Origin of the sequence: Salinilacihabitans rarus (assembly GCF_024296665.1) — an archaeon.
Taxonomy (GTDB): domain Archaea; phylum Halobacteriota; class Halobacteria; order Halobacteriales; family Natrialbaceae; genus Salinilacihabitans; species Salinilacihabitans rarus.
The window spans coordinates 2,258,733-2,279,941 of record NZ_CP100762.1 but is presented as its reverse complement, the minus strand read 5'-3'; the positions used below and the strand labels follow the sequence as shown (position 1 = coordinate 2,279,941).

The window sequence follows — 21,209 nt, the reverse complement described above, 5'->3', positions numbered from 1 at the left end:
CCCCTTTCAAGGGGGCACTCGCGTCCCTGCCTAGTTGCTCTGGATGCGCGGCGCCAGCATGTAGGTGACCTGGCCCTGCCCCTCCGCGAAGTCGAAGTAGATCTTGACCGGGAACTCCTCGCCGAGGTCGAGTGCGACTTCGGCGTCGGCGGGGATGGCCTTGTTCATGTCTTTGAGGTAGTCGAGGCTGAACAGCGAGTGGGCCGTGCCGACCTGCAGGTCGATCAGATCCTCGGCGGTGAGCGCGAGGTGGACGTCGTCGGTGTCGCCTTCGGCGTCGACGTAGAAGGCCTCGTCGGCGTCGTCGACGCCCAGCGCGATGTGATCGGAGACCATGTCGGCGGCTTTCACCGCCCGGTTGACGTCCTTCCCTTCGAGCACGACGCGTGCGGGCAGGTCCAGGTCCGGAATGTCGGGTTCTTGCCGAATGGAGTCGGGATCGATCAGCGCGAGGGTGTACTCGAGGCCGTCGATCTGGATGTGGAGCTTGCGGGTCTCCTCGTCGAGTTCGAGTTCGACGAGCTGGCCGGCGTCGGCCATCCCCGCGATGTCTTCGAGCCGCGAGAGGTCGACGCCGATCAGCCCGCCGTCGGCCTCGTAGGATTCGAACGCCGCCGCCTCCAGCGACAGGTCCACCATCGCGACGTTGGCGGGATCGACGGCTCTGATGGCGAGTCCGTCCTCCTCGAGGTGGATCTTGCACTCGTCGACCAGGACGCCCACGGAGTCGAGCGCGCTGGTGAGCGTGTCCGCGCTCACGATGGCCTTGAACATATGAGTCGGCATACGGACGGTTGGGATAAAAAGTCGCCCGTTCTTACGCGCGTGCGAAGTGGGGGTCGGGGCAGGGCTGTGTCCCCCGCCGCGTCGGCGAGCGACACGCGTATCCGCCTCGGGGCGATACTCGGATAATAAAATCTTTCACTTCAGAACGCCGATATCAGCCACCGAGACGGTCGAAGTGAGATATTCGCCTCGCGTCGTCGTGTTATGGATTAAGTTCGTCGTCTCGCCTTCGTTTTCGATACGACTATCTGTAAATAACTCGTCGCCGACGACGGGTCTTTCCGGGTCGCCCGTCTCACAACGAGTACGAACGTGAATTCGTCGGGGACACGCGACCGATGCAATCGGGTGGACCTCCCATGACACGACGAGGCATGTACTACAACTACTCTTCTCGGGTTGTTCTGCCTACTAACTTCTCACGGCATATCATGCCCGGCTCGGTGTCTCCCACCGATAAAGCCTAATACGACACGATACAATCTAATACACACAATGCCGATCTCGGAAGACGAGTTTCGGACTATCGACGAGGATACCCCGGTCATCGACCTCGCGCCCGACACGACGCAGGGGAAGATCTATCGGTTCCTCCTCGTGAACGCCGACAAGGCGTTCCGCCAGCGCGAGATCGTTGACGCGGTCGACGTCCCGCGAGGGAGCGTCGGGCCGACGCTCAAGCGCCTCGAACGGCGCGGGCTGGTCGACCACCGCGGACGCTACTGGAAGATTGCCGACGCCGAACACGCGACCGCCTCTGCTGGATTACTCGGTGCTGCGACGGTCGACGAGATCGACGGCGGATTCTCCAACGAGGAAGTCGACGAGTGGATGGAAACCGCGGTCGACCCGATCGACGAACTCGACGAGGACGATAGCGAGGGGGCGTAGGCGATGGCTGAGCGAGGCGACGTCGTGTGGGCTCCCGACCCGTTCAAATCGGCCGGTGGGAATCCGCGGCCGTGGTTGGTCGTATCCACCGATCGACTTCCGTATCCCGACGAAGAGTCGATCGCGGTCGCGTTCACGACGCAGTCGCATCATCCGGGCAGTTTCGTAGTACCGAGCGAGATGTGGGTTCGGGGAGAGCCCCGGACGCAAAGCTACGTCCTTCCGTGGTCGGTGGCGACGCTGAAAGACGAGACGCACGTCGTCGGAACGCAAGGTACGGTCACCGACGAGTTTACGGCGCGCGTCACTGACGCTCTCCTTTCGTATCTCGATCCGTCTGCCGTCGAGTAGTCGAACGCCGGATCAGTACCAAATGCGTCGAACGACACTGGCACACCTTCCTCGACATCCTCTGACGTGATAGGGACGTGACCAGATTCGTCGCGAGGTGCAGGATTCCGTCGCAGTCGGCCTCGCATCCGACGGGCCTTTCCGGGTCGCCCGCCTCACAGCGAGTATGAACGTGAACTCGTCGGGGACACGCGACCGATACAATCGGGTGGGCCTCCCATGACACGACGCGACGAGTACTACAACAAGGCGAAACAGCAGGGCTACCGCTCCCGGGCGGCCTACAAGCTGAAACAGCTAGACGACCTCGAAGACGTGCTCTCGCGGGGCGACGCGGTCGTCGACCTCGGGGCCGCGCCGGGGGGCTGGCTGCAGGTCGCCGCCGAGGAAGTCGGCCCCGAGGGGACGGTGATCGGGGTCGACCTCCAGCGGATCAAGCCGTTCGCCGACGAGATAGACGACCGCATCGAGACGGTCCGCGGCGACATGACCGAGCAGCGGACCCGCGAGCGGGTCGTCGAGGCCGCCGGGGGGACGGTCGACGCCGTCGTCTCGGACATGGCGCCGAACATGTCCGGCGAGTACTCGCTCGATCAGGCGCGCTCGCTGCACCTCGCCCGGCAGGCGTTCGAGACGGCCCTCGAACTGCTCGACGCCGGCGGGGACTTCGTCGTGAAGGTGTTCGAGGGCCCCGACGTCGACGACTTCCGGGCGGACGTCGAGGCGGAGTTCACCTACGTCCGCGCGACGAGTCCGAAGGCCTCGCGCGCCGAATCGTCGGAACTCTACCTGATCGGGAAGGGGCGGCTCACCGCGCCCGTCCGCCCCGGCGACGAACTCGAGGTCGAGATCGTCGACGTCGGCAGCGAGGGCGACGGCATCGCCTCCGTCGACGGCTTCCGGCTGTTCGTCCCCGGGACCGAGGCCGGCGAGACCGTCGCGGTCCGCGTCGACGACGTCAAGCCCGCCTTCGGGTTCGCCGAGCGGATCGACGAGTAGCGCGAGCGCGGCGGCGGTCTCTCGCGGCTCACTCCTCGTCGTCGAGTCGGTCGTGGCGCTTGTCGATCTCGTCTAGGAGGTCCAGGGTCTTGCGGATCGAGGCCCGGATGGCGTCGCTGCGGTTGACGAACTTGCCGTCGTCGCCGACGTGCTCGTCCAGGTCGTCGAGCAGTTCCTGTGGGATCTCCACGCTGATCTTCGGCATGGCGGGCCGTTCGTACCCGGGTGTCTTAATCGGTCGGTCGGGCCGTCGCTACTCGGCGGCGCTCGCGTCCGCCTCGGCGTCGACCTCGAGTTCTCCGCCGCCCTCGCCGCCGAAGAGGCGGCCGCCGGCGGTGAGGACGTACAACAGCGCCAGGCCGAGGAGGTACGTCAGCGCGACGGGGATCGCGAGGACGACCATCGTCAGGATGCCCTTCGGGCTGAGGAACGCGGAGGCGACGAACGTCGCGACGACGACGTGGCGCCAGCCGCGCAGTTGGGTCCGGTAGCTGACGATCCCGCCGACGTGGAACAGCGCCATCGTGACGATCATGTTCATCAGGAAGCCGATGCCGACGGTCGTGAAGATCACCAGCCAGAAGAAGCTCTTGATCCGGTAGGAGACGATCATCTGGTTGGTGATCGCGTCCGAGACGAGATACGAGATGATCGCCGGGGCGATCCAGAAGAACCCGAGGTAGGTGCCGACGGCGAAGCCGGCCAGCAGCGAGCCGCCCCAGACGGCGAACACCCGGCGGTCGCCCCGGACCAGCCCGCGCTCTTTCATCGCCGGCCACGCGTAGTACAGCACCATCGGCAGGATGGCGACGAGCCCCGCGAGCACGCTCACCTTCACCTCGAAGATCAGCACCTCGACGGGTTCGAGCGCGACGACGATGTCCATCTCCTGGATGAGTTGCGTGAAGGTCATCTCCGCGGGGTCGGCGGCGACGCCGTTGCGCCGGGCCACCTCGTGGAGGACCTCGTCGGGGACGCGTTCGAGGAACCGCTGCAGGACGATGCCGAGGCCGCCGGAGTACAGCCCCATGAACGTCCCGCCCATGACGACCATGAACACCGCGACGATGCGGAACGCCCGCGAGGTCAGACTCTCGAAGATGAACATCAGGTCGTAGGCGTAGCCGCCGATGTCCTCCTCGGTGGTCTCGTCCTCGGTGAAGGCGTCCATCATCCCCGCGGCGGTGTCCGCGACCACGTTATCGCCCTCGCCCTCGTCGGCGGCCGCGGCGGCGTCGGCCGCCTCGCCGCCGCGCTCCTCGGCGGCCTCCTGCAGGCTGTCGTACCGGTCGAGGATCGCCTGGGCCTTCTCGCGGTCGTCGTCGTACATCGCCTCGCGGGCGACTTCGAGGGCCTCGTCTTCCTCCATCGAGAGGAAGACCTGCGAGGAGAGTTCGTCGACGTCCTCCGCGTCGAGGACGTCGAAGTCGACCTCGTCGGGGCTGTCCGCGGTCCGGATCTCGGTCTGGCGCGGGTAGACCGGGCTCTGGAGCACCTTGATCGTGTACGCGAGCAAGGCGAGCAGTCCGAGGACGACCGCGACGGTGAAGCCGACGACGACGTCCCCGAAGAGGCCGTACTCGATCGCGATCTCTTCGAGGGCCGTCGGCCCCGTGGGCCGCAGCGAGGCCGGTAACGCGGGGTAGATCGCCCCCTCGACGTAGTCGATCCCGCCCCGTGCGACGGCGACCGTGGCGCCGACGCCGACGGCGACGACGCCGCCGAGGAACTGGAGGGTGCGGCGCTTGATGAGTTCGGCACCGGTCCCGGCCATCTCGGCGGAGCCGCGACGGCGGATGTTCGTGACGAGTTTCGCGAGCCCGAGGCTGAAGATGTAGAGGATCACCATCGGGGTCGCCCACATGACGAGCGTGAACGGGTCCGGCGGGGAGAACAGCGCGCCGAAGACCGTGATGGCGACGACCGCGTGGCGCCACTTGTCACGGAACGTCTCGTAGGAGACGATCTCGGTGTACGAGAGCGCGCCCATCAGCAGCGGCAACTGGGCGGCGAGCCCGAACGAGATGGTCAGCAGGACGATGAACTGGGTGAACTCGGTGATGCCGAAACTCGGCTTCACGCCGGCCTCGACGGCGTTCGTCGCGAGGAAGTCGAACGCGAACGGGAAGAAGATGGTGTAGGCGTAGACGACGCCGAGCGAGAACAGGGTCAGCGAGGTGAGGACGAACCCGGCCGCGTACCGCTTCGAGATGGGGACGACCGACTGGACGCCCCGCTGGCGCAGGGCGTCCCGCGAGTAGTAGAGCAGGACGGGCAACGCGACGATGAGGCCGACGAAGATGCCGATCTTCGCCTGCAGGAGGATCACCTCGAACGGCGTTCGGGTGATGACGTCCGTCGCGGGTTCGATCGTCTCGGGGTCCATCTCGGACTTCGCGACGGCTTCGAGGAAGTCCCAGACCCACACGCGGAGGGCGTAGAAGGCGCCGATGAAGCCGGCGACGAAGACGAGAAACACCTTCTGGAGGTGCGCCTGTGCGCTCGAAAAGAGGGCACCGAGGGTCTCCCGGCCGCTGTTGATGGCGCGGGCTGTGTCCTCGTCGACGGCGGAGCTCATCGATGTCCGTGGTTACCCCACATCCAGTTATCAACCTTTCGAGTATATGTCGGCCGACCGCGGACGTCCCGGTCGCTCGGTCGCCCGCGGTGCCCGTCGCTCTTCGAGGGTGGTCGTAAGAAAAAGGCCTATAACCGGCGGCCTATCTATATCCCGATAGATGACCGAGCCGTCGGACGACCTCGCGGATTCGGACGTCGAGCAGCCGCGCGATTCGTCCGACGACGCGGCCGACGACGAAAGCGCCCTCGAAACGGTCGACGACGAAAGCGCCCTCGAAACGGTCGACGACGGGTCGAAGACGCGCGAGGCCAAGACCGACGGCGAAGGCTACGTCGGCGACCGCCCGGCCTACCCGGACGACGACGACCTCGGCGGCCTCTCGGCGCCGCCGGACGACGAGGAGATGCCGCTGGCCGACCACATCGAGGAGATGATCCTCCGGCTGGCGGTCGTCCTCCTCGTGGGCTCTGCGGGGACGGCCCTCGGCCTCCTGTGGGCCACCGACGCGATCGAGATGATCTGGTTCCACGTCTTCCCGTACGCGACCGACCAGGTGCCCCTGCCACACGTCTACCACCCGCTCGAACTGTGGCTCACTCGCATCAAGGTCGCCGCCTTGCTGGGGATCATCGTGGCGCTGCCGATGCTCGTCTACCAGACCTACCTCTTCATGCGTCCCGGCCTCTACCCCAACGAGCGCCGGTACTACCTCGCGGCGGTCCCGACGAGCGTCGTCCTCGGGCTGATCGGGATGACCTTCTCGTTCGCGCTCGTGCTCCCCGTCCTCTTCCGGTACTTCACCGTCTACGCCGAGGGCAACGCCGAAATCGCCTACGCCCTCGGCGACACGTTCTCGCTGATAATCACGCTCACCGGCCTGCTCGCCATCGTCTTCCAGATCCCGCTTTTCATCATGCTCGCGATCATGATGGGCGTGACGACCCGCCGGTGGCTCGCGGACAAGCGGCTGTTCTTCTGGGCCGGGTTCTTCGGCCTCGCGTTCATGTTCGCGTTCGACCCGACGGGGATGGCGCCGATCCTCGTCGCGATCACGATGATCCTGCTGTTCGAGGGGACGCTGCTGTTGCTCAGGTGGACCGGGGCGGACTAGCCGCCGCTTCGGGTTCCCTCCGGCCCGCGACGCTCGCCGAATGGCGGGCTTCGTAACCGTTTTCGCACCCTGCTCCCGAGCTTCGATCGTGAGCGATCCCGTCCCGACCACCTGCATGCGCTGTGCGGTCGGCTGCGGCCACCTCCACGACGGCGAGAGCGGGGCCGACGCGGCGGACGTCCGCGGCGACCCCGATCACCCGGTCGCCCGCGGGCTGGCCTGCCGTCGCGGCCTGACCGAGACGGCGGCCCCCGACGGCGAGCGGCTCGCGCGCCCGCTCGTGCGCCGGGGCGGCGACCTCGTCCCGACCGACTGGGAGACGGCCCTCGACCGCGCCGCCGCCGGGCTGGGCCGCGCGCTCGCGCGCTCCCCCCACGCGGTCGCGGTGCTGGGCAGCGGCCAGCAGACCAACGAGGCCGCCTACGCGCTCGGCAAACTCGCCCGTGGCGGGTTCGGCACCCGCAACTACGACGCGAACACGACGCTCTGTATGGCCTCGGCCGCCGCGGCCTACTACGACGCCTTCGGCAGCGACGCGCCGCCGCCGACGTACGACGACGTCCCCGAGGCCGAGACCCACCTCGTCTGGGGGGCGAACCCGGCGGTCACCCACCCCGTGCTCTTCCGGTGGCTCCGCGACGGCGCCGACGGGGCCGGCCGCGACCTGCTCGTCGTCGACCCCGTTCGGAGCGAGACGGCGGCGGCCGCCGACGGTCACGTCGCGCCCGACCCCGGCGGCGACCTCGCCCTCGCGCGGGCCGTCCTCGCGCGGGTCGTCGAACGCGGCGGCGTCGACGAGGCGTTCGTCGCCGACGTCACGGCGGGGTTCGACGCCCTGCGCGCGCGCCTGCCGGCCCCCGAGGCCGCCGCGGCCGAGGCGGGCGTCGCCCTCGACGACGTCGACCGCCTCGCCCGCGCGCTGGAGTCGCGCGCGCTGCTGTACTGGGGGATGGGCGTCAACCAGTCGGTCGACGGGACGGCGACGGCGGGCGCGCTGATCGACCTCTGTCTCGCGACGGGCAACCTCCGTCCCGGTACCGGCCCGTTCTCGCTGACCGGGCAGGCGAACTCGATGGGCGCGCGCCTGTGCGCCTCGAAGGAGACCTGGCCCGGCCACCGCCCCTTCGACGATCCGGCCCACCGCCGCGCGGTCGCCGACGCGTGGGACGTCCCGGCCTCGCGGCTGCCCGACGATTCCGGGCCGGGCCCCGTCGGCATCGTCGACGCGGTCGGCGACGAGGTCGAGGCCGCGTACGCGGTGGCGACGAACCCCGCGGCCGGCCTCCCCGACGCCGCCCGGGCGCGCGAGCGCCTCGCCGACGCCTTCCTCGTCGTTCAGGACGCCTTCCGCAGCGAGACGGTCGAACTGGCGGACGTCGTCCTCCCGGCGGCGACGTGGGGCGAGGTCGACGGCACGACGACGAACATGGAGCGGACCGTCTCCCGCGTCCGCCCGGCGACGGAACCGCCGTCTGACGCCCGCCCGGACCTCGAACTCGTCGGCGCGCTCGCCGACCGCCTCGTCCCGGACCTGTTCGACGACCCGCCCGAACCCGAGGCGACGTTCGACGAGTTCGCGGCGCTGACGGCCGGGACGCCCGCCGACTGCTCGGGGCTCGCGTACGCCCGCCTCGACGCGGAACTGGCGGTCCGGTGGCCGGCGCCGTCGCCGACCGAGGAGGGCGGCTACCGGTACTACGAGGCGTCCGGCGAGGACGGCGAGCGGTGGTCGTTCCCCACGCCCTCTGGCCGCGCGCGCTTCTCGACGGCCGTCTCGGGGTCGACCCCGGAGCCGACCGACGACGACTACCCGCTGACCCTGACCACGGCGCGCCTCGCGGACGCGTACAACACCGGCGTCCGGGGGCGCGACGACGGCCCGCCGGTCGCCCGGGTCGACCCGGAAACCGCCGCCGACCTCGACGAACGGGACGGTCTTCGCGACGACCGTCTCGTCAGCGTGGTCTCCCGGCGCGCCGCCGCCCTCGCCCGCCTCGAAGCCGACGACGCGATCCCCGAGGGCGTCGTCCGACTGCCGATCCACCACCCGTCGGTCAACGACCTCACGCTCCCCGCGGTCGACCCGCGCTCGCGCGAGCCCCACTACAAGGCGTGTGCCGTCCGTCTGGAAGCGCCCGGGGAACGGGGAAGCGAGGAGGCGACGGAGACGGAGGTGAGCGCCCGATGACCCGCGGTTCGAAGTGGCGGACGCTCGTCATCGCGACCGCCGGCTTCAACCTCTCGTTTCTGATCTGGTTCTCGTTCGCGCCCTTTGCGGGCGAGATCGCGGACGAGTTCGGCCTCTCGCTGGCGGAGGTGGGCGTGCTCACGAGCGCGGCGGTCTGGCTGGCGCCGTTCGGCCGGATCCTCACCGGCTGGCTCACCGACCGCTTCGGCGCGCCGACGGTGTTCGCGTTCGTCCTCGCGTACGTCGGGGTGTTCTCGATCGCGAGCGCGTTCGCCGACTCCTACCGGACGTTCTTCGTCCTCCGGCTGATCGTCGCCACCGCGGGGATCACGTTCGTCGTCGGCATCCAGCACGTCTCCCAGTGGTTCCCCGAGGAGCAACTCGGGACCGCCGAGGGCGTCTACGCCGGGTTCGGCAACGCGGGCGCCGCCGGCGGCGCGCTGGTGTTGCCGCGGCTGTTCGGCGCCGACTGGCGGGCGGCGTTCCTCTGGACCGGCGTCGCGGCGCTCGTCGGCGCGGTCGTCTACTACCGCTTCGGCGAGGCCGCCGCCAGCGACGCCGAGGCCGCCGAGGCCGCCGAGAAGGCTACCTTCCGGGGCTGGCTCCACACGGCGACCCGCTACGGCGTGCTGGCGCTGTCGCTCGCGTACGTGATGAGCTTCGGCCTCGAAGTCGCGATGAACGGCTGGCTGCCGACGTACTTCCGCGAGGGGTTCGAGGCCGACCTCGTGCTGGCGTCGACGTTCGCCGCGACGTTCTCGCTCGCCGCGGGCCTGTTGCGGCCGCTCGGCGGCTTCGTCAGCGACTGGCTCGTCCGCACCGAGCGGAACGTCCTGCCCGTCTTCGAGGACCGCTACCGCGAGCAGTGGACGTTCCTCTGCCTGTCGGGGATCGTCGTCGCGCTCGCGGGGCTGACCGTCGCGGGCACCACCGGGAACGTCCACCTGACCGTCGCGGCGGCGTTCCTCGTCGGGACGGCCTGTGCCTGGAGCGAGGGCGCGATCTTCGCGCAGGTGCCCGCGCGGTTCCCCGAGCGGACCGGGGCGGCCGCCGGCGTCATCGGCGGCGTCGGCACCTTCGGCGGCATCGGCTACCCGCTCGTCTTCTCCGCCGCCGCGACCGCGGGGGCGATCCACTACGGCTACGTCGCCGTCGCCGCCACGATGGTCCCGATCCTGCTCGTCAACGCCTGGACGTTCCGGCCGGCGATCGCTCGCCGGATGAACGTCGCGGGCCCCGTCTCCGTCGGGACCGACGCGTCGTCCCCCGTGGACGACTGAGTCGCCTCAGCGGTCGTCGTCGGCTTTCGCGGCCGTCTCGCTTTCGACTCCGGCCGCCGGCGCGTCGTTCGCCGCCGAGGCCCGGACGCGCTCGCTCGCGTACGCGAGCGCGTCTTCGAGGTCGCCGGGACCCTCGTAGCGCGCGTCGAACAGCGACGCGAACCGGCGGGCGACCGCGACGCAGCGGTCGAACCGCAGGACACGCCGCAGCCGCGTCGACTCGGCGAACTCGAGGCCGGGGTAGGCGGTCGCGGTCAGCGCGTAGCCCGGGAAGTCGTCGCCGTCGAGCGACGCGGGGGCGATCCGCAGCCTGAGGTCGCCCGACTCGTGGTGGTAGGTGACGTACTCCAGCGTCCGGTCGTCGTCGGCGGGCGTGTAGCGCCGGTGGACGTCCTCGTCCCACGCCGGCGACAGCTCCTCTGCCATCGACCGCCCGTACGACGCCGAGGATGACGTTCGTATCGTACGGCGCAATATTCCCGGACGTGGGGCTCAGATCCGGGGATTCGTGCGACGGTATGCGGGCAAAACGTATAATTACTGGACGGACGTCCACGCCCGTCAGCCGTCGTCGGCCGTCGGGTACTCCGCCGCAAAGACGTCCTCGACGAGCGGGTCGTCGTCCGGCGTCGCGTCCGCGGCGGCGTCCGCCGACCCGCCGGGGCTCACGCTCCCCGTCCGGTAGCCGTGGAGGTCGAGGGTGACGTGCTCGAAGCCGACCTCCGAGAGCGCCTCGCGGGCCGCCTCGGCGAACTCGGCCGAGAGCGCCCGCTCCAGTTCGTCGGGGGCGACTTCGATTCGCGCGAGGCCGTCGTGGTCGCGCACCCGGAACTGCTCGAAGCCCCACTCGCGCAGCAGGGCCTCGGCGCGTTCGATCCGCGTCAGTCGCTCCTCGGTGACCGACAGCCCCGTCGGGATCCGCGAGGAGAGACACGCCATCGAGGGCTTGTCGGCGACCGAGAGGCCGTAGCGGGCGGCGATCTCGCGTACCTCGGCCTTCGAGACGTCGTGTGCTAACAGCGGCGAGTAGACGTCGAGTTCCTCGACGGCGCGCAGCCCCGGCCGGTGGCCGGCGCCGGGGTCGTCGGCGTTGGTCCCGTCGCAGACCGTCTCGAAACCCAGTTCGCGGGCCGCCTCGAACATCTCGCCGAGGCGCATCGTCCGGCAGTGATAGCAGCGGTCCCCGTCGTTGGCGACGAACTCGTCGCTGTCGAGTTCGGAGAACTCGACGACCTCGTGGCGGATACCGATCTCGTCGGCGACGCGTCTGGCCTCGTCGAGTTCCGCCTCTGGGAGGGTCTCGCTTCTGGCCGTGCAGGCGACCGCGTCCTCCCCGAGGGCGTCGTGGGCGAGCGCGGCCACCGTGCTCGAATCGACCCCGCCGGAGAAGGCGACGAGCACGCCGTCCCGACCCGCGAGGTCGTCGCGGGCGGCCTCCATCTTCGCCTCGACCGTGGTCATGGCCCCCCGTTCGGGGTCGACGGGCAAAAGCGCCTCGTCGCCGGGGCGAAACGACGCCTTACGCGCGCGATCCGTCGGCGCGTACGGGGCCGGTACTTATGGCCGCGTTCGTGGTCGGGGTCGTCCATGTACGACCGACTGCGCCGGCTCCGGGAGGCGGGCGAGACCGGGACGCGCGAGCCGACCGAACCGGATCGGCGCACGCACGCGGCGGCCGCCGGCCTCCGCGGCCTGCAGGCGGGGCTCGTCGCGACGCTCGTGATGACGGCGTTCCGGCTGCCGATCATGCGCTCGCTGCCGCCGTCGGCGAACTTCTGGGCGCGGTACGTCTCCGGCGGCGATCCGGCGGACCACCCGATCCCCGGCATCGCCCTCCACCTGCTGTACGGGACGGTCAACGGCGCGGTCTTCGGCGCGCTGTTCGCCCTGCAAGACGCCGAGCGCTCGATCGAACCCGAACAGCGCGGCCTCGTCTGGGGCTCGGTCTTCGGGCTGGCGCTGTCGGCGTTTGGCTCGCAGGTGATGCTCAAGGAGGTGCTCGATACCCGCCTCGACGCCGACGAACTCGCGCTGTTTCACGCCGGTCACCTCGTCTACGGTCTCGCGCTCGGCGCGTGGGTCGGCTCGCGCACCGAGGGCGTCGAGGACCCCGAGGAGGAGTACGAGTACGACGACGGCAACTGATCACTCGCCACGAACTCCCCGTGCTGCACCCCGCCGTTCTTTGGCGCCCGTCGTGGAGAGTACGGCCCGCCGGTCGATCATGTCACACTACATCACGCCCGACTCGCCCCGCGCGGCGTCCCTCTGGCTGGCGACCACGCCGACGACCGACTACGAACCCCTCGAGGACGGCCTCGACGTCGACGTCGCCGTCGTCGGCGGCGGCATCGCGGGTCTCACCGCGGCGATCGAGTTGACGGAGGCGGGCCGGACGGTCGCGGTCGTCGAGTCCGACCGCATCGTCGAGAGCACCACCGGCCACACGACGGCCAAACTCACCTCCCAGCACGGGCTGATCTACGACGACCTGCGCTCGACGTTCGGCGAGGAGAAGGCCCGCCAGTACGCCGCGGCGAACGAGGCCGCGATCGACGAGGTCGAACGCCGCGTCGCGGAGCAGGGGATCGACTGCGACTTCGAGCGGACGTCGGCGTACACCTACGCCGAGTCCGAGGCCGACGTCCGGACGCTCCGGGCCGAGGCGGGGGCGGCCCGGGACCTCGGCCTGCCCGCCTCGTACGTCGAGTCGACGCCGCTGCCGTTCGCCGTCGCGGGCGCGGTCCGCTTCGACGAGCAGGCGCAGTTTCACCCCCGCAAGTACCTGCTCGCCATCGCCGAGGCCGTCCACGGCGACGGGAGCTACGTCTTCGAGGAGACGCGCGCGCTCGACGTCGACCCCGGGTCGCCCTGTCGCGTCCGGACCACCCGCGGCGAACTCGTCGCCGACGACGTGGTCGTCGCCACGCACTTCCCGTTCTACGACCCGGCCGGCTACTTCGCGCGGATGCACCCCCACCGGGCGTACCTGCTGGCGGTCCGCCTCGACGGCTCCCCGCCGGAGGGGATGTACTACAGCACCGCCTCGCCGCCGGCCACGTTCCGGCCCCACCCGGTCGAGGGCGAGGACGAGGACCTGCTGCTCGTCGGCGGCCAGAGCCACGAACCGGGCCTCGACGGGCCGCCGACCTCCGAGCGCTACCGGCGGTGCGAGGCGTTCGCACGCGAGAAGTTCGCCGTCGAGGAGATCGAGTACCGCTGGTCGACGATGGACTACACGCCGGTCGACCGGGTGCCCTTCGTGGGCCGGATCGGCCCGCGCTCGGCGGGCGTCTACGTCGCCACCGGGTTCAAAGGCTGGGGGATGACCGGCGGCACCGCCGCGGGGACGATCCTCGCGGACCTGATCGTCGAGGGCTCGCACCCGCACGCGGACGTCTTCGACCCGCTCCGGCTGACCCCCAGGGCGTCGGCGAAGCGTTTCGCCGGGGAGAACGCGAAGGTCGGCGGGAGCTTCGTCGGCGACCGACTGCGGTCGCTGCTCGCCTCGGGCGCGCTCCCGGACGCCGGCGAGGCGACGGTCGCCCGCCGCGGCGGCCGGCCGATGGGGCTCTACCGCGACGAGGACGGGACCGTCCACGCCGTCTCGGCGACCTGCCCGCACATGGCGTGTCTCGTCCGGTGGAACGACGCCGAGCGCACCTGGGACTGCCCCTGTCACGGCTCGCGGTTCACCCACGACGGCGACGTCCTCTCGGGGCCCGCGCTGGAGGGGCTCCCCTACCTGCGACTGGCGGAGCCCGACACGGACCGGGATTGATACTCGTGGGCGGCGTGGGGAGGCAGGTGACAGCGAACAGTTCGGCGCCCGACGTGACGATCGTCGGCGGCGGCGTCGCGGGGCTGTCGGCGGGGATATTCACCGCCCGCGCCGGCCTCGGGACGCTCGTCGCGACCCACGGCCACCCGATCCTCCGGCGCAACGCCCACCTCGAGAACGTCCCCGGCTTCCCCGCGGGCGTCAACTCGCGGCTGTTCCTCGACATGCTCGAAGCACAGGCCGAGCGCGCGGGCTGTACCGTCCGGGAGGGCGAGGTGGTCGACGTCGAGGCGGACGGCGAGGGCGAGGGGTTCGAGGTTCGCACCGCGGACGACGGCCACCGCGTCGCCTCCGTGATCGCGGCCTCGTGGCCCGACGCGGACTACCTCGAAGGGACCGGCGTCGAGTTCGACGACCGCGGCGCCAAGCGCTACGTCGAGGTCGACCCGGACGGCCGGACGGCCGTCGCGGGGCTGTACGCCGCGGGACGACTCGCCGGCCAGTACCACCAGACCGCGGTCAACGCCGGCCACGGCGCCCGCGTGGCGATCACGCTGCTCCACGACAGCGACGTCCCCTTCTACCACGACTGGGTCGCCCCCGAGGGCTACTTCACCGACCGCGGGATCGACGTGCCGCCGGGCTGTGAGGAGATCGACGACGAGGAGCGCCGCCGTCGCGAGCGCGAGTCGATGCGGGTCATGCGGGCGCACTTCGCCGACCCGCACCCCGAGGAACCGGTCCAGCACCCCGCGTTGCGAGAGGCGGACGGCGACGGTGCCGATGACGACGGCTGACCCCGACCGCCTCCGGACCGACGCCGAGCGCGAGGCCTTCGACGCCGCGACGCACTACGCCGCCGTCCACGGCCTCGCGGAGCCGCCGGAGAGGGCCTACCTCGACGCGCTGCCGGCCGCGCGCTCGCTCTCGGTGCGGCGGCTGGTCCGCGGACTCGTCCGGGGGTCGCCCCGCGGGCTCCCCGAGGCGGCCGTCGTCCCGCCGTCGCCCGAGGCGTTCCGGGACCTGCCCGAGACGCCGCCGCTCCCGCGCTTCGACGGCGAGTCGCTGCGCTCGCGGATCGACGCGCCCGACGACGCCGAGGCCCTCGCGCTGCTGCCGTTCCCCGCCTCCGGGTCTGTCGTCGTCGCCCCGGTCGCCGCCGTCCACGGCTACGGGCGACTCCGCCTCGCGGACCCCGTGACGGAACACGCGCCCGGGGCCGACGCGGGGGCGCGCCTCGATCACCCCCTCGACATCGTTCCCCTCCTGCGGCGCGAGGGGGCGTTCCGCGACGGGGCGCAGGCGGACCTGATCGCGGCCGAACTGGCCGAGAGCACCGCCTCCCTCGCGCTCGCCCGGGTCGCCGGACGGGTCCACCGCGAGCGCGCGGCGGCGTCGGCCGACGGCCAGCCGCTTCCCGCCGCCGATCCCGCCGCGGCGCTCGAACGGACCGTCACGGACGGCCACCCGTTCCACCCGGCGGCGAAGATCCGCCGCGGGATGTCCGCGACGGCGGGGCTCTCCTACGCCCCGGAGTTCGCCGCGTCGGTCGACGTGCGCTTCGTCGCGGTCCGGGCCGACCGCGCCCGGCGGACGAGCGTCGACGGCCGCTCGCTCGCCGACCGGCTGTACGACGCCTTCGACGGCCTCCGCGGGGCGGTCGAGCGGACGCTCCCGGCCGGCGCCGATCCCGACGAGTACGCGGTGCTCCCGGTCCACCCGTGGCAGTTCCACCGCGTCGTCCCCGAGCGGTACGCCGCACAGCGCGAGGCGGGGCTCGTCGTGCCGATCCCGGCGTACGCGCGGCCGGCGACGCCGCTTCTCAACCTGCGGACGGTCGTTCCGTACGCGACGGACGGCGACGACCCGCCCCCGCACTGCAAGCTGGCGATCGGCGTCCGGACGACGAACGTCGAGCGGACCGTCTCGCCGCAGGCGGTCACCAACGGGCCGCGCGCGACGGCGCTCCTCCGGTCGATCGCCGACGAGGCGGGCTTCGAGCGCCTCGGCTTCCTCGACGAACCCGCAGGGGCCTGCTACTACCCGCCGGGGGGGCCGCACACGGACGGGGAGTCGTTCGACGACGTCCGGCACCTCGCGGCGCTCGTCCGCCGGAATCCGTACGCCCACCGGCTGGTCGACGGCGCGTCCCTCGTGCCGGCCGCCGCGCTCGTCGCCGACGCGCCCGCGACGGGCCGGCCGCTCGTCCGCGAGGTGGTCGACCGCTACGCCGAGGCGACGGGGACGGCCGACCCCGGCGAGGCCGCCCGCGGGTTCCTCGCGGCGTACGTCGAGGCGGTCGTCCCCGAGCAGTTGCGGCTACTGACCGGCTACGGGATCGCCCTCGAATCGCACCTCCAGAACAGCTACGTCGTCCTCGCTGGCGGCCGACCGACCGCGACGCTCGTCCGCGACTTCGGCGGGATCCGCGTCCACCACGGTCGGCTGGCCGACCGGGGCCGGTCGATCGAGACGTACCCCGACTCCGACCTGGACGCCGACGGCGAGCACGACTGCTACCGGAAGCTGCACTACGCGCTGTTCCAGAACCACCTGACGGAACTGCTCGTCGCGCTCGTCGGCTCGACGCCCGTCGACGAGGCCGACTGCTGGCGCCTCGTCCGCGGGCGCTGTCGCGAGGCGTTCGCGGCGATGCGCGCCGACGGCGTCGCCCCGCCCGCGCGGATCGACCGCGACGAGGCCGCGCTGTTCGAGGTGCCGGCGGTCCACAAGGCGCTTGCGGCGATGCGCCTGCGAGGGAAGCGCCACGAGTACGTCACGAGCGCGGTCCCGAACCCGCTGGCGGCGCCGTCGCGGGTCGGTGTGGCCTCCGGGGCGGTCGCTCGCGGCGGTGCGTGCCGGGGTGAGCGTTAACCGACTCGTCGCCGTCGGTAGCGACGATGGCAGACCGACGCCACTCGGGGCAGGTGCTCGCCCGCCTCGACGGGCCGACCGCGGCCGACCCGACGCGGCTGGCGGTCCTCTCGGACGTCCACCTCGCGACGGACGCCACGGGGACGTGGAAGGTGTTCCACCGGACCGAGCGCCACCTCCGGGCGGCCGTCAGCGCCGTGAACGAGCGCGACGTCGACGGCGTGGTCGTCGCGGGCGACCTGACGAAAAACGGCGCCCCCGCGGAGTTCGACCTGTTCGACGACCTCGCGGCGTTCGACCCGCCGCTGGTCGCGGTGCCCGGCAACCACGACTTCCCGACGACGTTCGACGAGCGCGCCTCCCTGCCCATCCCGTCGTTCGTCGAGCGGTACACCCCGGAGGGGCTGCCGTTTCGCGTCCGCTTCGGCGACGTCGCGGTGATCGGCCTCGACAGCCACGCCGCCGAACCCGGCTCGCCGGCGGAGACGTGGGACGGCCGGATCGACGCCGAACAGCTGATGTGGCTCGACGAGACTCTCACCGACGCGTCCGTCGACTCCGCGCTCGTGGTCATCCACCACAACCTGCCCGCGACGGGCGCCCTCTACGAGCGCTACCGCGCGGAGTTGCCGATGCAGGGCGCGGTGCCCGGCTTCACGAACCCCGAACCGCTGGTCGAACTGCTCGCGCGCCACGCGGTCCCGCTGGTCGTCACCGGCCACCTCCACTTCCCCGCGATCGAACGCTCCGGCGACGTGCGGGAACTCACCGTCCCCGCGGTCTCCTCGTTCCCGCACGCCCTGCTCGTGCTGGAGGTCGACGAGCGCGGGACGACCGTCCGGTCTCTCCCGCTGACCGACGGCGACGGGATGGTCGAGTCCATCGCTCACGGCTACGAGAAAGACCGCGTGCTGCTGTCGGCCGCCCAGTTGGCGACGTTCCCGCTCGTGGAGGACTTCGAGTAGCGCCGCCCCGAACCTGCAGCTTCGGGGGTCACGCCGACCGCCCGCGACGGCGTCCCGACACGCGTGACCGACTACGAGATGCACGAACCGGAGTTCTCGGGGACGACGACCGAGGAGTGGAGCGAGCCACAGCTAGAGGACTTCGACACCGACGACCCGGGCGAGGTCGCCGACCACTTCGTCCTCTCGGCGTCGGGGTTCCCGCCGGAGACCTTCGGCGACCTCAAACTGCCGGTCGTGGAGCCGAGCGGCGAGTTGAACAGGAACGCCTTGCAGACTGCAAAGAGCGGCGGGCGCGGCGTCGGCGCGGTGGAGGACCTCGACGAGGGGACGACGTCGGACGTCGAGGACCTGATCGATCGACTGGCGAACGAGCACTTCGAGGAAGCCGACTTCGGGGAGTGAGGCGGGGACGGTCACGCCGTCTCCTGCTCGCGAGCGCGTCGCCGCAGTCGCTCGAGCCGCCGCCTCGGATCGGGGTGGGTCGCGAAGGCTCGCCGGACGACCCGCCGAACCGGCGCGAGGAGGCCGCGTGGCTCGTCTCGACGGGGCTCGGCGATGGCGAACGCGGCGACCACCGTCTCGCGGACGTCGGCCGTCGGTCGCTCCGCGAGCGTCGCGTCGATGCGTTCGAGGGCGCTCGCGAGTGCGGCCGGGTCGCCGGTGATGGCGACCGCGCCGTCGTCGGCGGCGAACTCCCGGCCGCGCGACAGCGAGGCGGTCAGGAGGTGCGCGACGAGCCAGACCGGGGCGACGAGCGCCAGGCTCACGGTGACGAACGCGTCGGCGACGCCCGCGCGACTCGGCTGGCCGTGTGCGACGCCGGCCGTCGGCCCCGACAGCAGGTCGCGGACGCGTTCGGCCGCCCCGAGAGGGAGGGCGGCCGCGGTCATCACCGCCGCGTCGCGGTTCTTCACGTGGGCGAGTTCGTGGGCGACCACGGCCTCGAGTTCGCGGCGGTCGAGACGCGAGCGCAGTCCCTCGCTGACGATCAGTCGGGCGCGCTCGGCGGTGAACCCGGTCGTCAGCGACAGCGGCGTCTCCGTCGGCGCCACGTAGACCCTCGGCACGGGGGTGTCGGACCGCTGGGCGACCGACCCCACGAGCGCGAGCAGGTCCGCGTCGCCCTCCTCGTCGACGGGGCGCGCACCGGTCGCGGCGACGGCGTACTCGGGCGCGTCGCGCTCGGTCCAGAGCACCGCACCGACGAGGACGAGCGTGACGAGGGCGACGAGCGCGCCGGCCGCCGGACCGGTCGGGAGGGTCTCGGGTTCGACGACGGGGAGGAAGGCGACGACGACTCCGACGACGCCGAGGCCGGCGGCGGCGACGACGACGGCGAGGGCTGCCGTCGCCGCGAGGCCGGCCACGAGGAGGCCGAGCAGCGTGACGGCCAGCCGGAGGTGCAGCAGACGGGCGGTGGGCCGGACCATGGGCGCGCTTCGGCCGATCGTCACAAAAGAGTGACCGTTTCGACGGCGCTCGTCCGGCCGCGAGCGCGCTCGCCTCACACGGGAGCGGAGGCCGGCAGCGTCCGGCCGTTCGCGGGGGTGAAGCGGCCGTCGGCGGCGGCAGGCCGGCCGATCAGCGCCCGGCCCGAAGCAGTTTGACGACGCCCTGAGCGGCGACGCCGAGCACCGTCCACTTCCAGGCGAAGACCGCGACGACGAGCAACGCGGCCGCCCGGAACCGGTTGCCGCCCTCGACGGCCCGTTTGGCTTCGAGGAGGACCGAACCGACGGTGAACGCGCGCGTCGCCCGCGAGCCGAGCAGTTTCCTGAGTACCATGGCCCCGCTAGGGCCGCGGCGGGGAAAACCCACGCGCCTGTCTCAGCAAGCGTCACGCGGGACGTCCGATCGTGTAGAGGAACGCCGGCGTCAGCCCCGCCGCGGCCGGTTCGAGGAACTCGGTGACGACGTCGTCGTAGAACGTCAGCCCCGTCCCGCCGAGGTCGCGGTGGGCGTACGTCGCGAGGTAGAGTCGCCCGGCGGTCAGGGCGGCCTCCAGCTGGGCGACGCGGTACCCCCTGTCGCCGAGCGCGTCGGTGGCGGCGTCGAGGTCGATCATGAAGTACGCGCAGGCGGCCGCGTCGGCGCCGAGGCGCTGGTCGAGCGCGAGGTGGCCGGCCTCGCGGCGACACTCGCCCCGTCGCAGGCGGTCGAGTTCGCCCGCCGCGGGCCGGTACCGGTAGGCGCCCGGGTCGAGCCCCTCGACGCCGTTGACGACGAGGTAGGGCTCGACGAACGACAGCGGCGGGTCGTCCGCGCGCCGGACGTCCATCGGGACCCCCCGCACGGCGCGGTCGAGCACCGTCGAGAACTTCCGGAAGCTGATCGGGTCGCGCTCGTACGCCCGGCAGGAGCCGCGACGGCGGATCGTCCGGTGGAGCGGCCGGCTCGACGCCGTCTCGCGGTCGACGGGGTCGAGGGCGACGGTCTCGCGGTCCGGGGCGTCCGGCGCGCTCCCGACGACGGGTCCCGGCGGGCGGCCCGCGCGCCACGCCGCGGCCGCCTCCCCGTCGTCGAGGACGCCCGCGGTCCACGCCTCGCGGATCGGCGGGAACGCCCGCTCGTCCGGCGAGAGCGGCGCGGTCGCCGGGTCGATCGGCTCGACCGATCGCGGGTCGGGCGCGGGGTCGCCCTCGCCGACGGCGACGAGTTCCAGCGGCGCCTCGCGGGCGGGGTCGACCCCGAGCAGGTCGGCGACCGCGCGGTCGGCGAACCCCGTCACGACCTCGGCGCGCAGGTCGAGCGCGTGCGCGACCGCGAGCAGGTTCGCGAGCGTCGTCCCCGAGTCCCAGAAGGCGTGCCGGAAGGTCCGCTCGCGGTACTTCCAGGCGTTGCGCCACCACGTCGAGGTGGCGACGACCGAGACCGGCGCCGACGCGACCCCCTCGTGGCCCGTCGCGTCCGCGAGGACGCCGCGGTGGTCGCCCTCCCGGAGGACGTCGAGCGAGAGCGTCCGCGGGTCGAAGTGGTAGACGCCGGCGTCGAGGCCCGGGTCGCCGTCGAGGTCGGCGCAGACGACGTACAGGTCGACGTGGTAGAGCGCGCCGGTGGTCGCCGCCGCGCGGAAGCGCAGCGTCCGCCCCGCGCGCTCGATCACCTTCGTGATCCCGACGGCGTCGTAACAGAGGGTCGTGAGCGCGTCGACGTCGGGTCGCCGGCCGGGGCGGCCGTCGGCGGTCGGTTCGGCCACCGCGGAGAGTGCGGGTTGCTGGGGCGGGCGGATCGACCGGGCGAGCGACCGACGCGGACGGTCCTCGTAGACCTTGTACGGCCGGGGTTTGTTGTCGAAGTCGAGGCGGTGGCCGCTCTCCCGGACGCTCTCGGGGGAGTGTTTCGTCCGCTCGTGGTACTCGCGGGCGTCGAGGGCGTCGTCGGTCATGCACCGTGCTACCA

20 protein-coding genes are annotated in these 21,209 nt (G+C 71.7%); 12 read left to right on the top strand and 8 right to left on the bottom strand.

Annotated features, from left to right (window positions below; genetic code table 11):
* Window positions 1-30: 30 nt before the first annotated feature.
* Window positions 31-774 (bottom strand): DNA polymerase sliding clamp, encoded by a 744-nt coding sequence (locus NKG98_RS11895; RefSeq protein WP_254766135.1) that lies wholly within the window; start codon window positions 772-774, stop codon window positions 31-33.
* Window positions 775-1,281: 507 nt separating this feature from the next.
* On the opposite strand from NKG98_RS11895, the gene NKG98_RS11890 reads away from it, so the two are divergent.
* From NKG98_RS11890 to NKG98_RS11880, 3 genes are all read left to right on the top strand, one after another.
* On the top strand, window positions 1,282-1,677 hold the full coding sequence (locus tag NKG98_RS11890) for a winged helix-turn-helix domain-containing protein (protein WP_254766134.1): 396 nt from the start codon (window positions 1,282-1,284) through the stop codon (window positions 1,675-1,677).
* A 3-nt stretch (window positions 1,678-1,680) separates the two neighbouring features.
* Window positions 1,681-2,028, top strand: coding sequence for a type II toxin-antitoxin system PemK/MazF family toxin (locus NKG98_RS11885; RefSeq protein ID WP_254766133.1), 348 nt, complete (start codon window positions 1,681-1,683; stop codon window positions 2,026-2,028).
* 219 nt (window positions 2,029-2,247) lie between these two features.
* Window positions 2,248-3,027, top strand: a complete 780-nt coding sequence (locus NKG98_RS11880) for a 23S rRNA (uridine(2552)-2'-O)-methyltransferase (RefSeq protein WP_254766132.1) — start codon at window positions 2,248-2,250, stop codon at window positions 3,025-3,027.
* Window positions 3,028-3,055: 28 nt separating this feature from the next.
* Here the strand turns inward: NKG98_RS11880 and NKG98_RS11875 are convergent, their stop codons facing one another.
* Window positions 3,056-3,232, bottom strand: coding sequence for a ribbon-helix-helix domain-containing protein (locus tag NKG98_RS11875; RefSeq protein WP_254766131.1), 177 nt, complete (start codon window positions 3,230-3,232; stop codon window positions 3,056-3,058).
* A 48-nt stretch (window positions 3,233-3,280) separates the two neighbouring features.
* Window positions 3,281-5,605 carry a twin-arginine translocase subunit TatC gene (locus NKG98_RS11870; RefSeq protein WP_254766130.1) on the bottom strand — a complete coding sequence of 775 codons (2,325 nt, stop codon included), beginning with the start codon at window positions 5,603-5,605 and terminating at the stop codon, window positions 3,281-3,283.
* Between the two features lie 160 nt (window positions 5,606-5,765).
* On the opposite strand from NKG98_RS11870, the gene tatC reads away from it, so the two are divergent.
* From tatC to NKG98_RS11855, 3 genes are all read left to right on the top strand, one after another.
* A complete protein-coding gene (gene tatC / locus NKG98_RS11865; protein ID WP_254766129.1) occupies window positions 5,766-6,719 on the top strand; it encodes a twin-arginine translocase subunit TatC in 954 nt (317 codons plus the stop codon).
* A gap of 88 nt (window positions 6,720-6,807) precedes the next feature.
* Window positions 6,808-8,907 carry an assimilatory nitrate reductase NasA gene (nasA, locus tag NKG98_RS11860; RefSeq protein ID WP_304612838.1) on the top strand — a complete coding sequence of 700 codons (2,100 nt, stop codon included), beginning with the start codon at window positions 6,808-6,810 and terminating at the stop codon, window positions 8,905-8,907.
* Window positions 8,904-10,187, top strand: coding sequence for an MFS transporter (locus NKG98_RS11855; RefSeq protein WP_254766127.1), 1,284 nt, complete (start codon window positions 8,904-8,906; stop codon window positions 10,185-10,187). Before nasA ends, NKG98_RS11855 begins: the two co-directional genes overlap by 4 nt.
* 6 nt (window positions 10,188-10,193) lie before the next feature.
* On the opposite strand, the gene NKG98_RS11850 is transcribed toward NKG98_RS11855, so the two are convergent.
* Window positions 10,194-10,613, bottom strand: coding sequence for a hypothetical protein (locus NKG98_RS11850; protein WP_254766126.1), 420 nt, complete (start codon window positions 10,611-10,613; stop codon window positions 10,194-10,196).
* Between the two features lie 135 nt (window positions 10,614-10,748).
* Entirely contained in the window at window positions 10,749-11,648 is a 900-nt protein-coding gene (larE, locus tag NKG98_RS11845; RefSeq protein ID WP_254766125.1) for an ATP-dependent sacrificial sulfur transferase LarE, read from the bottom strand.
* Between the two features lie 126 nt (window positions 11,649-11,774).
* Here larE and NKG98_RS11840 point away from each other — a divergent pair, with 126 nt between their 5' ends.
* The 6 genes from NKG98_RS11840 to NKG98_RS11815 all read left to right on the top strand — a co-directional run bounded on the left by NKG98_RS11840 (window position 11,775) and on the right by NKG98_RS11815 (window position 18,212).
* Window positions 11,775-12,332 (top strand): DUF6789 family protein, encoded by a 558-nt coding sequence (locus tag NKG98_RS11840; RefSeq protein WP_254766124.1) that lies wholly within the window; start codon window positions 11,775-11,777, stop codon window positions 12,330-12,332.
* 79 nt (window positions 12,333-12,411) lie between these two features.
* Complete coding sequence (locus NKG98_RS11835; RefSeq protein WP_254766123.1) at window positions 12,412-13,968, top strand: FAD-dependent oxidoreductase; 1,557 nt, start codon at window positions 12,412-12,414, stop codon at window positions 13,966-13,968.
* A 26-nt stretch (window positions 13,969-13,994) separates the two neighbouring features.
* Window positions 13,995-14,765 (top strand): NAD(P)/FAD-dependent oxidoreductase, encoded by a 771-nt coding sequence (locus NKG98_RS11830; protein WP_254766122.1) that lies wholly within the window; start codon window positions 13,995-13,997, stop codon window positions 14,763-14,765.
* Window positions 14,752-16,842, top strand: coding sequence for an IucA/IucC family protein (locus tag NKG98_RS11825; RefSeq protein WP_254766121.1), 2,091 nt, complete (start codon window positions 14,752-14,754; stop codon window positions 16,840-16,842). The genes NKG98_RS11830 and NKG98_RS11825 overlap by 14 nt, the downstream gene beginning before the upstream one ends.
* A 26-nt stretch (window positions 16,843-16,868) precedes the next feature.
* Window positions 16,869-17,807 (top strand): metallophosphoesterase family protein, encoded by a 939-nt coding sequence (locus NKG98_RS11820; RefSeq protein ID WP_254766120.1) that lies wholly within the window; start codon window positions 16,869-16,871, stop codon window positions 17,805-17,807.
* A gap of 63 nt (window positions 17,808-17,870) precedes the next feature.
* Window positions 17,871-18,212, top strand: coding sequence for a hypothetical protein (locus NKG98_RS11815; RefSeq protein ID WP_254766119.1), 342 nt, complete (start codon window positions 17,871-17,873; stop codon window positions 18,210-18,212).
* Window positions 18,213-18,223: 11 nt separating this feature from the next.
* Here NKG98_RS11815 and NKG98_RS11810 read toward each other — a convergent pair whose 3' ends face one another.
* From NKG98_RS11810 to NKG98_RS11800, 3 genes are all read right to left on the bottom strand, one after another.
* Window positions 18,224-19,240, bottom strand: a complete 1,017-nt coding sequence (locus NKG98_RS11810; RefSeq protein ID WP_254766118.1) for a M48 family metallopeptidase — start codon at window positions 19,238-19,240, stop codon at window positions 18,224-18,226.
* Window positions 19,241-19,391: 151 nt separating this feature from the next.
* A complete protein-coding gene (locus tag NKG98_RS11805; RefSeq protein ID WP_254766117.1) occupies window positions 19,392-19,595 on the bottom strand; it encodes a hypothetical protein in 204 nt (67 codons plus the stop codon).
* A 52-nt stretch (window positions 19,596-19,647) separates the two neighbouring features.
* On the bottom strand, window positions 19,648-21,195 hold the full coding sequence (locus NKG98_RS11800) for a SagB/ThcOx family dehydrogenase (protein WP_254766116.1): 1,548 nt from the start codon (window positions 21,193-21,195) through the stop codon (window positions 19,648-19,650).
* Window positions 21,196-21,209: the final 14 nt, after the last annotated feature.

Bases quoted from the DNA above. Each gene is read 5' to 3' on its own strand.
- NKG98_RS11800 (WP_254766116.1), bottom strand. From the start codon at position 21,195: ATGACCGACGACGCCCTCGACGCCCGCGAGTACCACGAGCGGACGAAA.
- NKG98_RS11870 (WP_254766130.1), bottom strand. From the start codon at position 5,605: ATGAGCTCCGCCGTCGACGAGGACACAGCCCGCGCCATCAACAGCGGC.
- NKG98_RS11895 (WP_254766135.1), bottom strand. From the start codon at position 774: ATGTTCAAGGCCATCGTGAGCGCGGACACGCTCACCAGCGCGCTCGAC.
- NKG98_RS11885 (WP_254766133.1), top strand. From the start codon at position 1,681: ATGGCTGAGCGAGGCGACGTCGTGTGGGCTCCCGACCCGTTCAAATCG.
- NKG98_RS11875 (WP_254766131.1), bottom strand. From the start codon at position 3,232: ATGCCGAAGATCAGCGTGGAGATCCCACAGGAACTGCTCGACGACCTG.
- tatC (WP_254766129.1), top strand. From the start codon at position 5,766: ATGACCGAGCCGTCGGACGACCTCGCGGATTCGGACGTCGAGCAGCCG.
- NKG98_RS11810 (WP_254766118.1), bottom strand. From the start codon at position 19,240: ATGGTCCGGCCCACCGCCCGTCTGCTGCACCTCCGGCTGGCCGTCACG.
- NKG98_RS11855 (WP_254766127.1), top strand. From the start codon at position 8,904: ATGACCCGCGGTTCGAAGTGGCGGACGCTCGTCATCGCGACCGCCGGC.
- NKG98_RS11840 (WP_254766124.1), top strand. From the start codon at position 11,775: ATGTACGACCGACTGCGCCGGCTCCGGGAGGCGGGCGAGACCGGGACG.
- NKG98_RS11805 (WP_254766117.1), bottom strand. From the start codon at position 19,595: ATGGTACTCAGGAAACTGCTCGGCTCGCGGGCGACGCGCGCGTTCACC.
- NKG98_RS11850 (WP_254766126.1), bottom strand. From the start codon at position 10,613: ATGGCAGAGGAGCTGTCGCCGGCGTGGGACGAGGACGTCCACCGGCGC.
- NKG98_RS11880 (WP_254766132.1), top strand. From the start codon at position 2,248: ATGACACGACGCGACGAGTACTACAACAAGGCGAAACAGCAGGGCTAC.
- NKG98_RS11820 (WP_254766120.1), top strand. From the start codon at position 16,869: ATGGCAGACCGACGCCACTCGGGGCAGGTGCTCGCCCGCCTCGACGGG.
- larE (WP_254766125.1), bottom strand. From the start codon at position 11,648: ATGACCACGGTCGAGGCGAAGATGGAGGCCGCCCGCGACGACCTCGCG.
- NKG98_RS11825 (WP_254766121.1), top strand. From the start codon at position 14,752: ATGACGACGGCTGACCCCGACCGCCTCCGGACCGACGCCGAGCGCGAG.
- NKG98_RS11890 (WP_254766134.1), top strand. From the start codon at position 1,282: ATGCCGATCTCGGAAGACGAGTTTCGGACTATCGACGAGGATACCCCG.
- NKG98_RS11835 (WP_254766123.1), top strand. From the start codon at position 12,412: ATGTCACACTACATCACGCCCGACTCGCCCCGCGCGGCGTCCCTCTGG.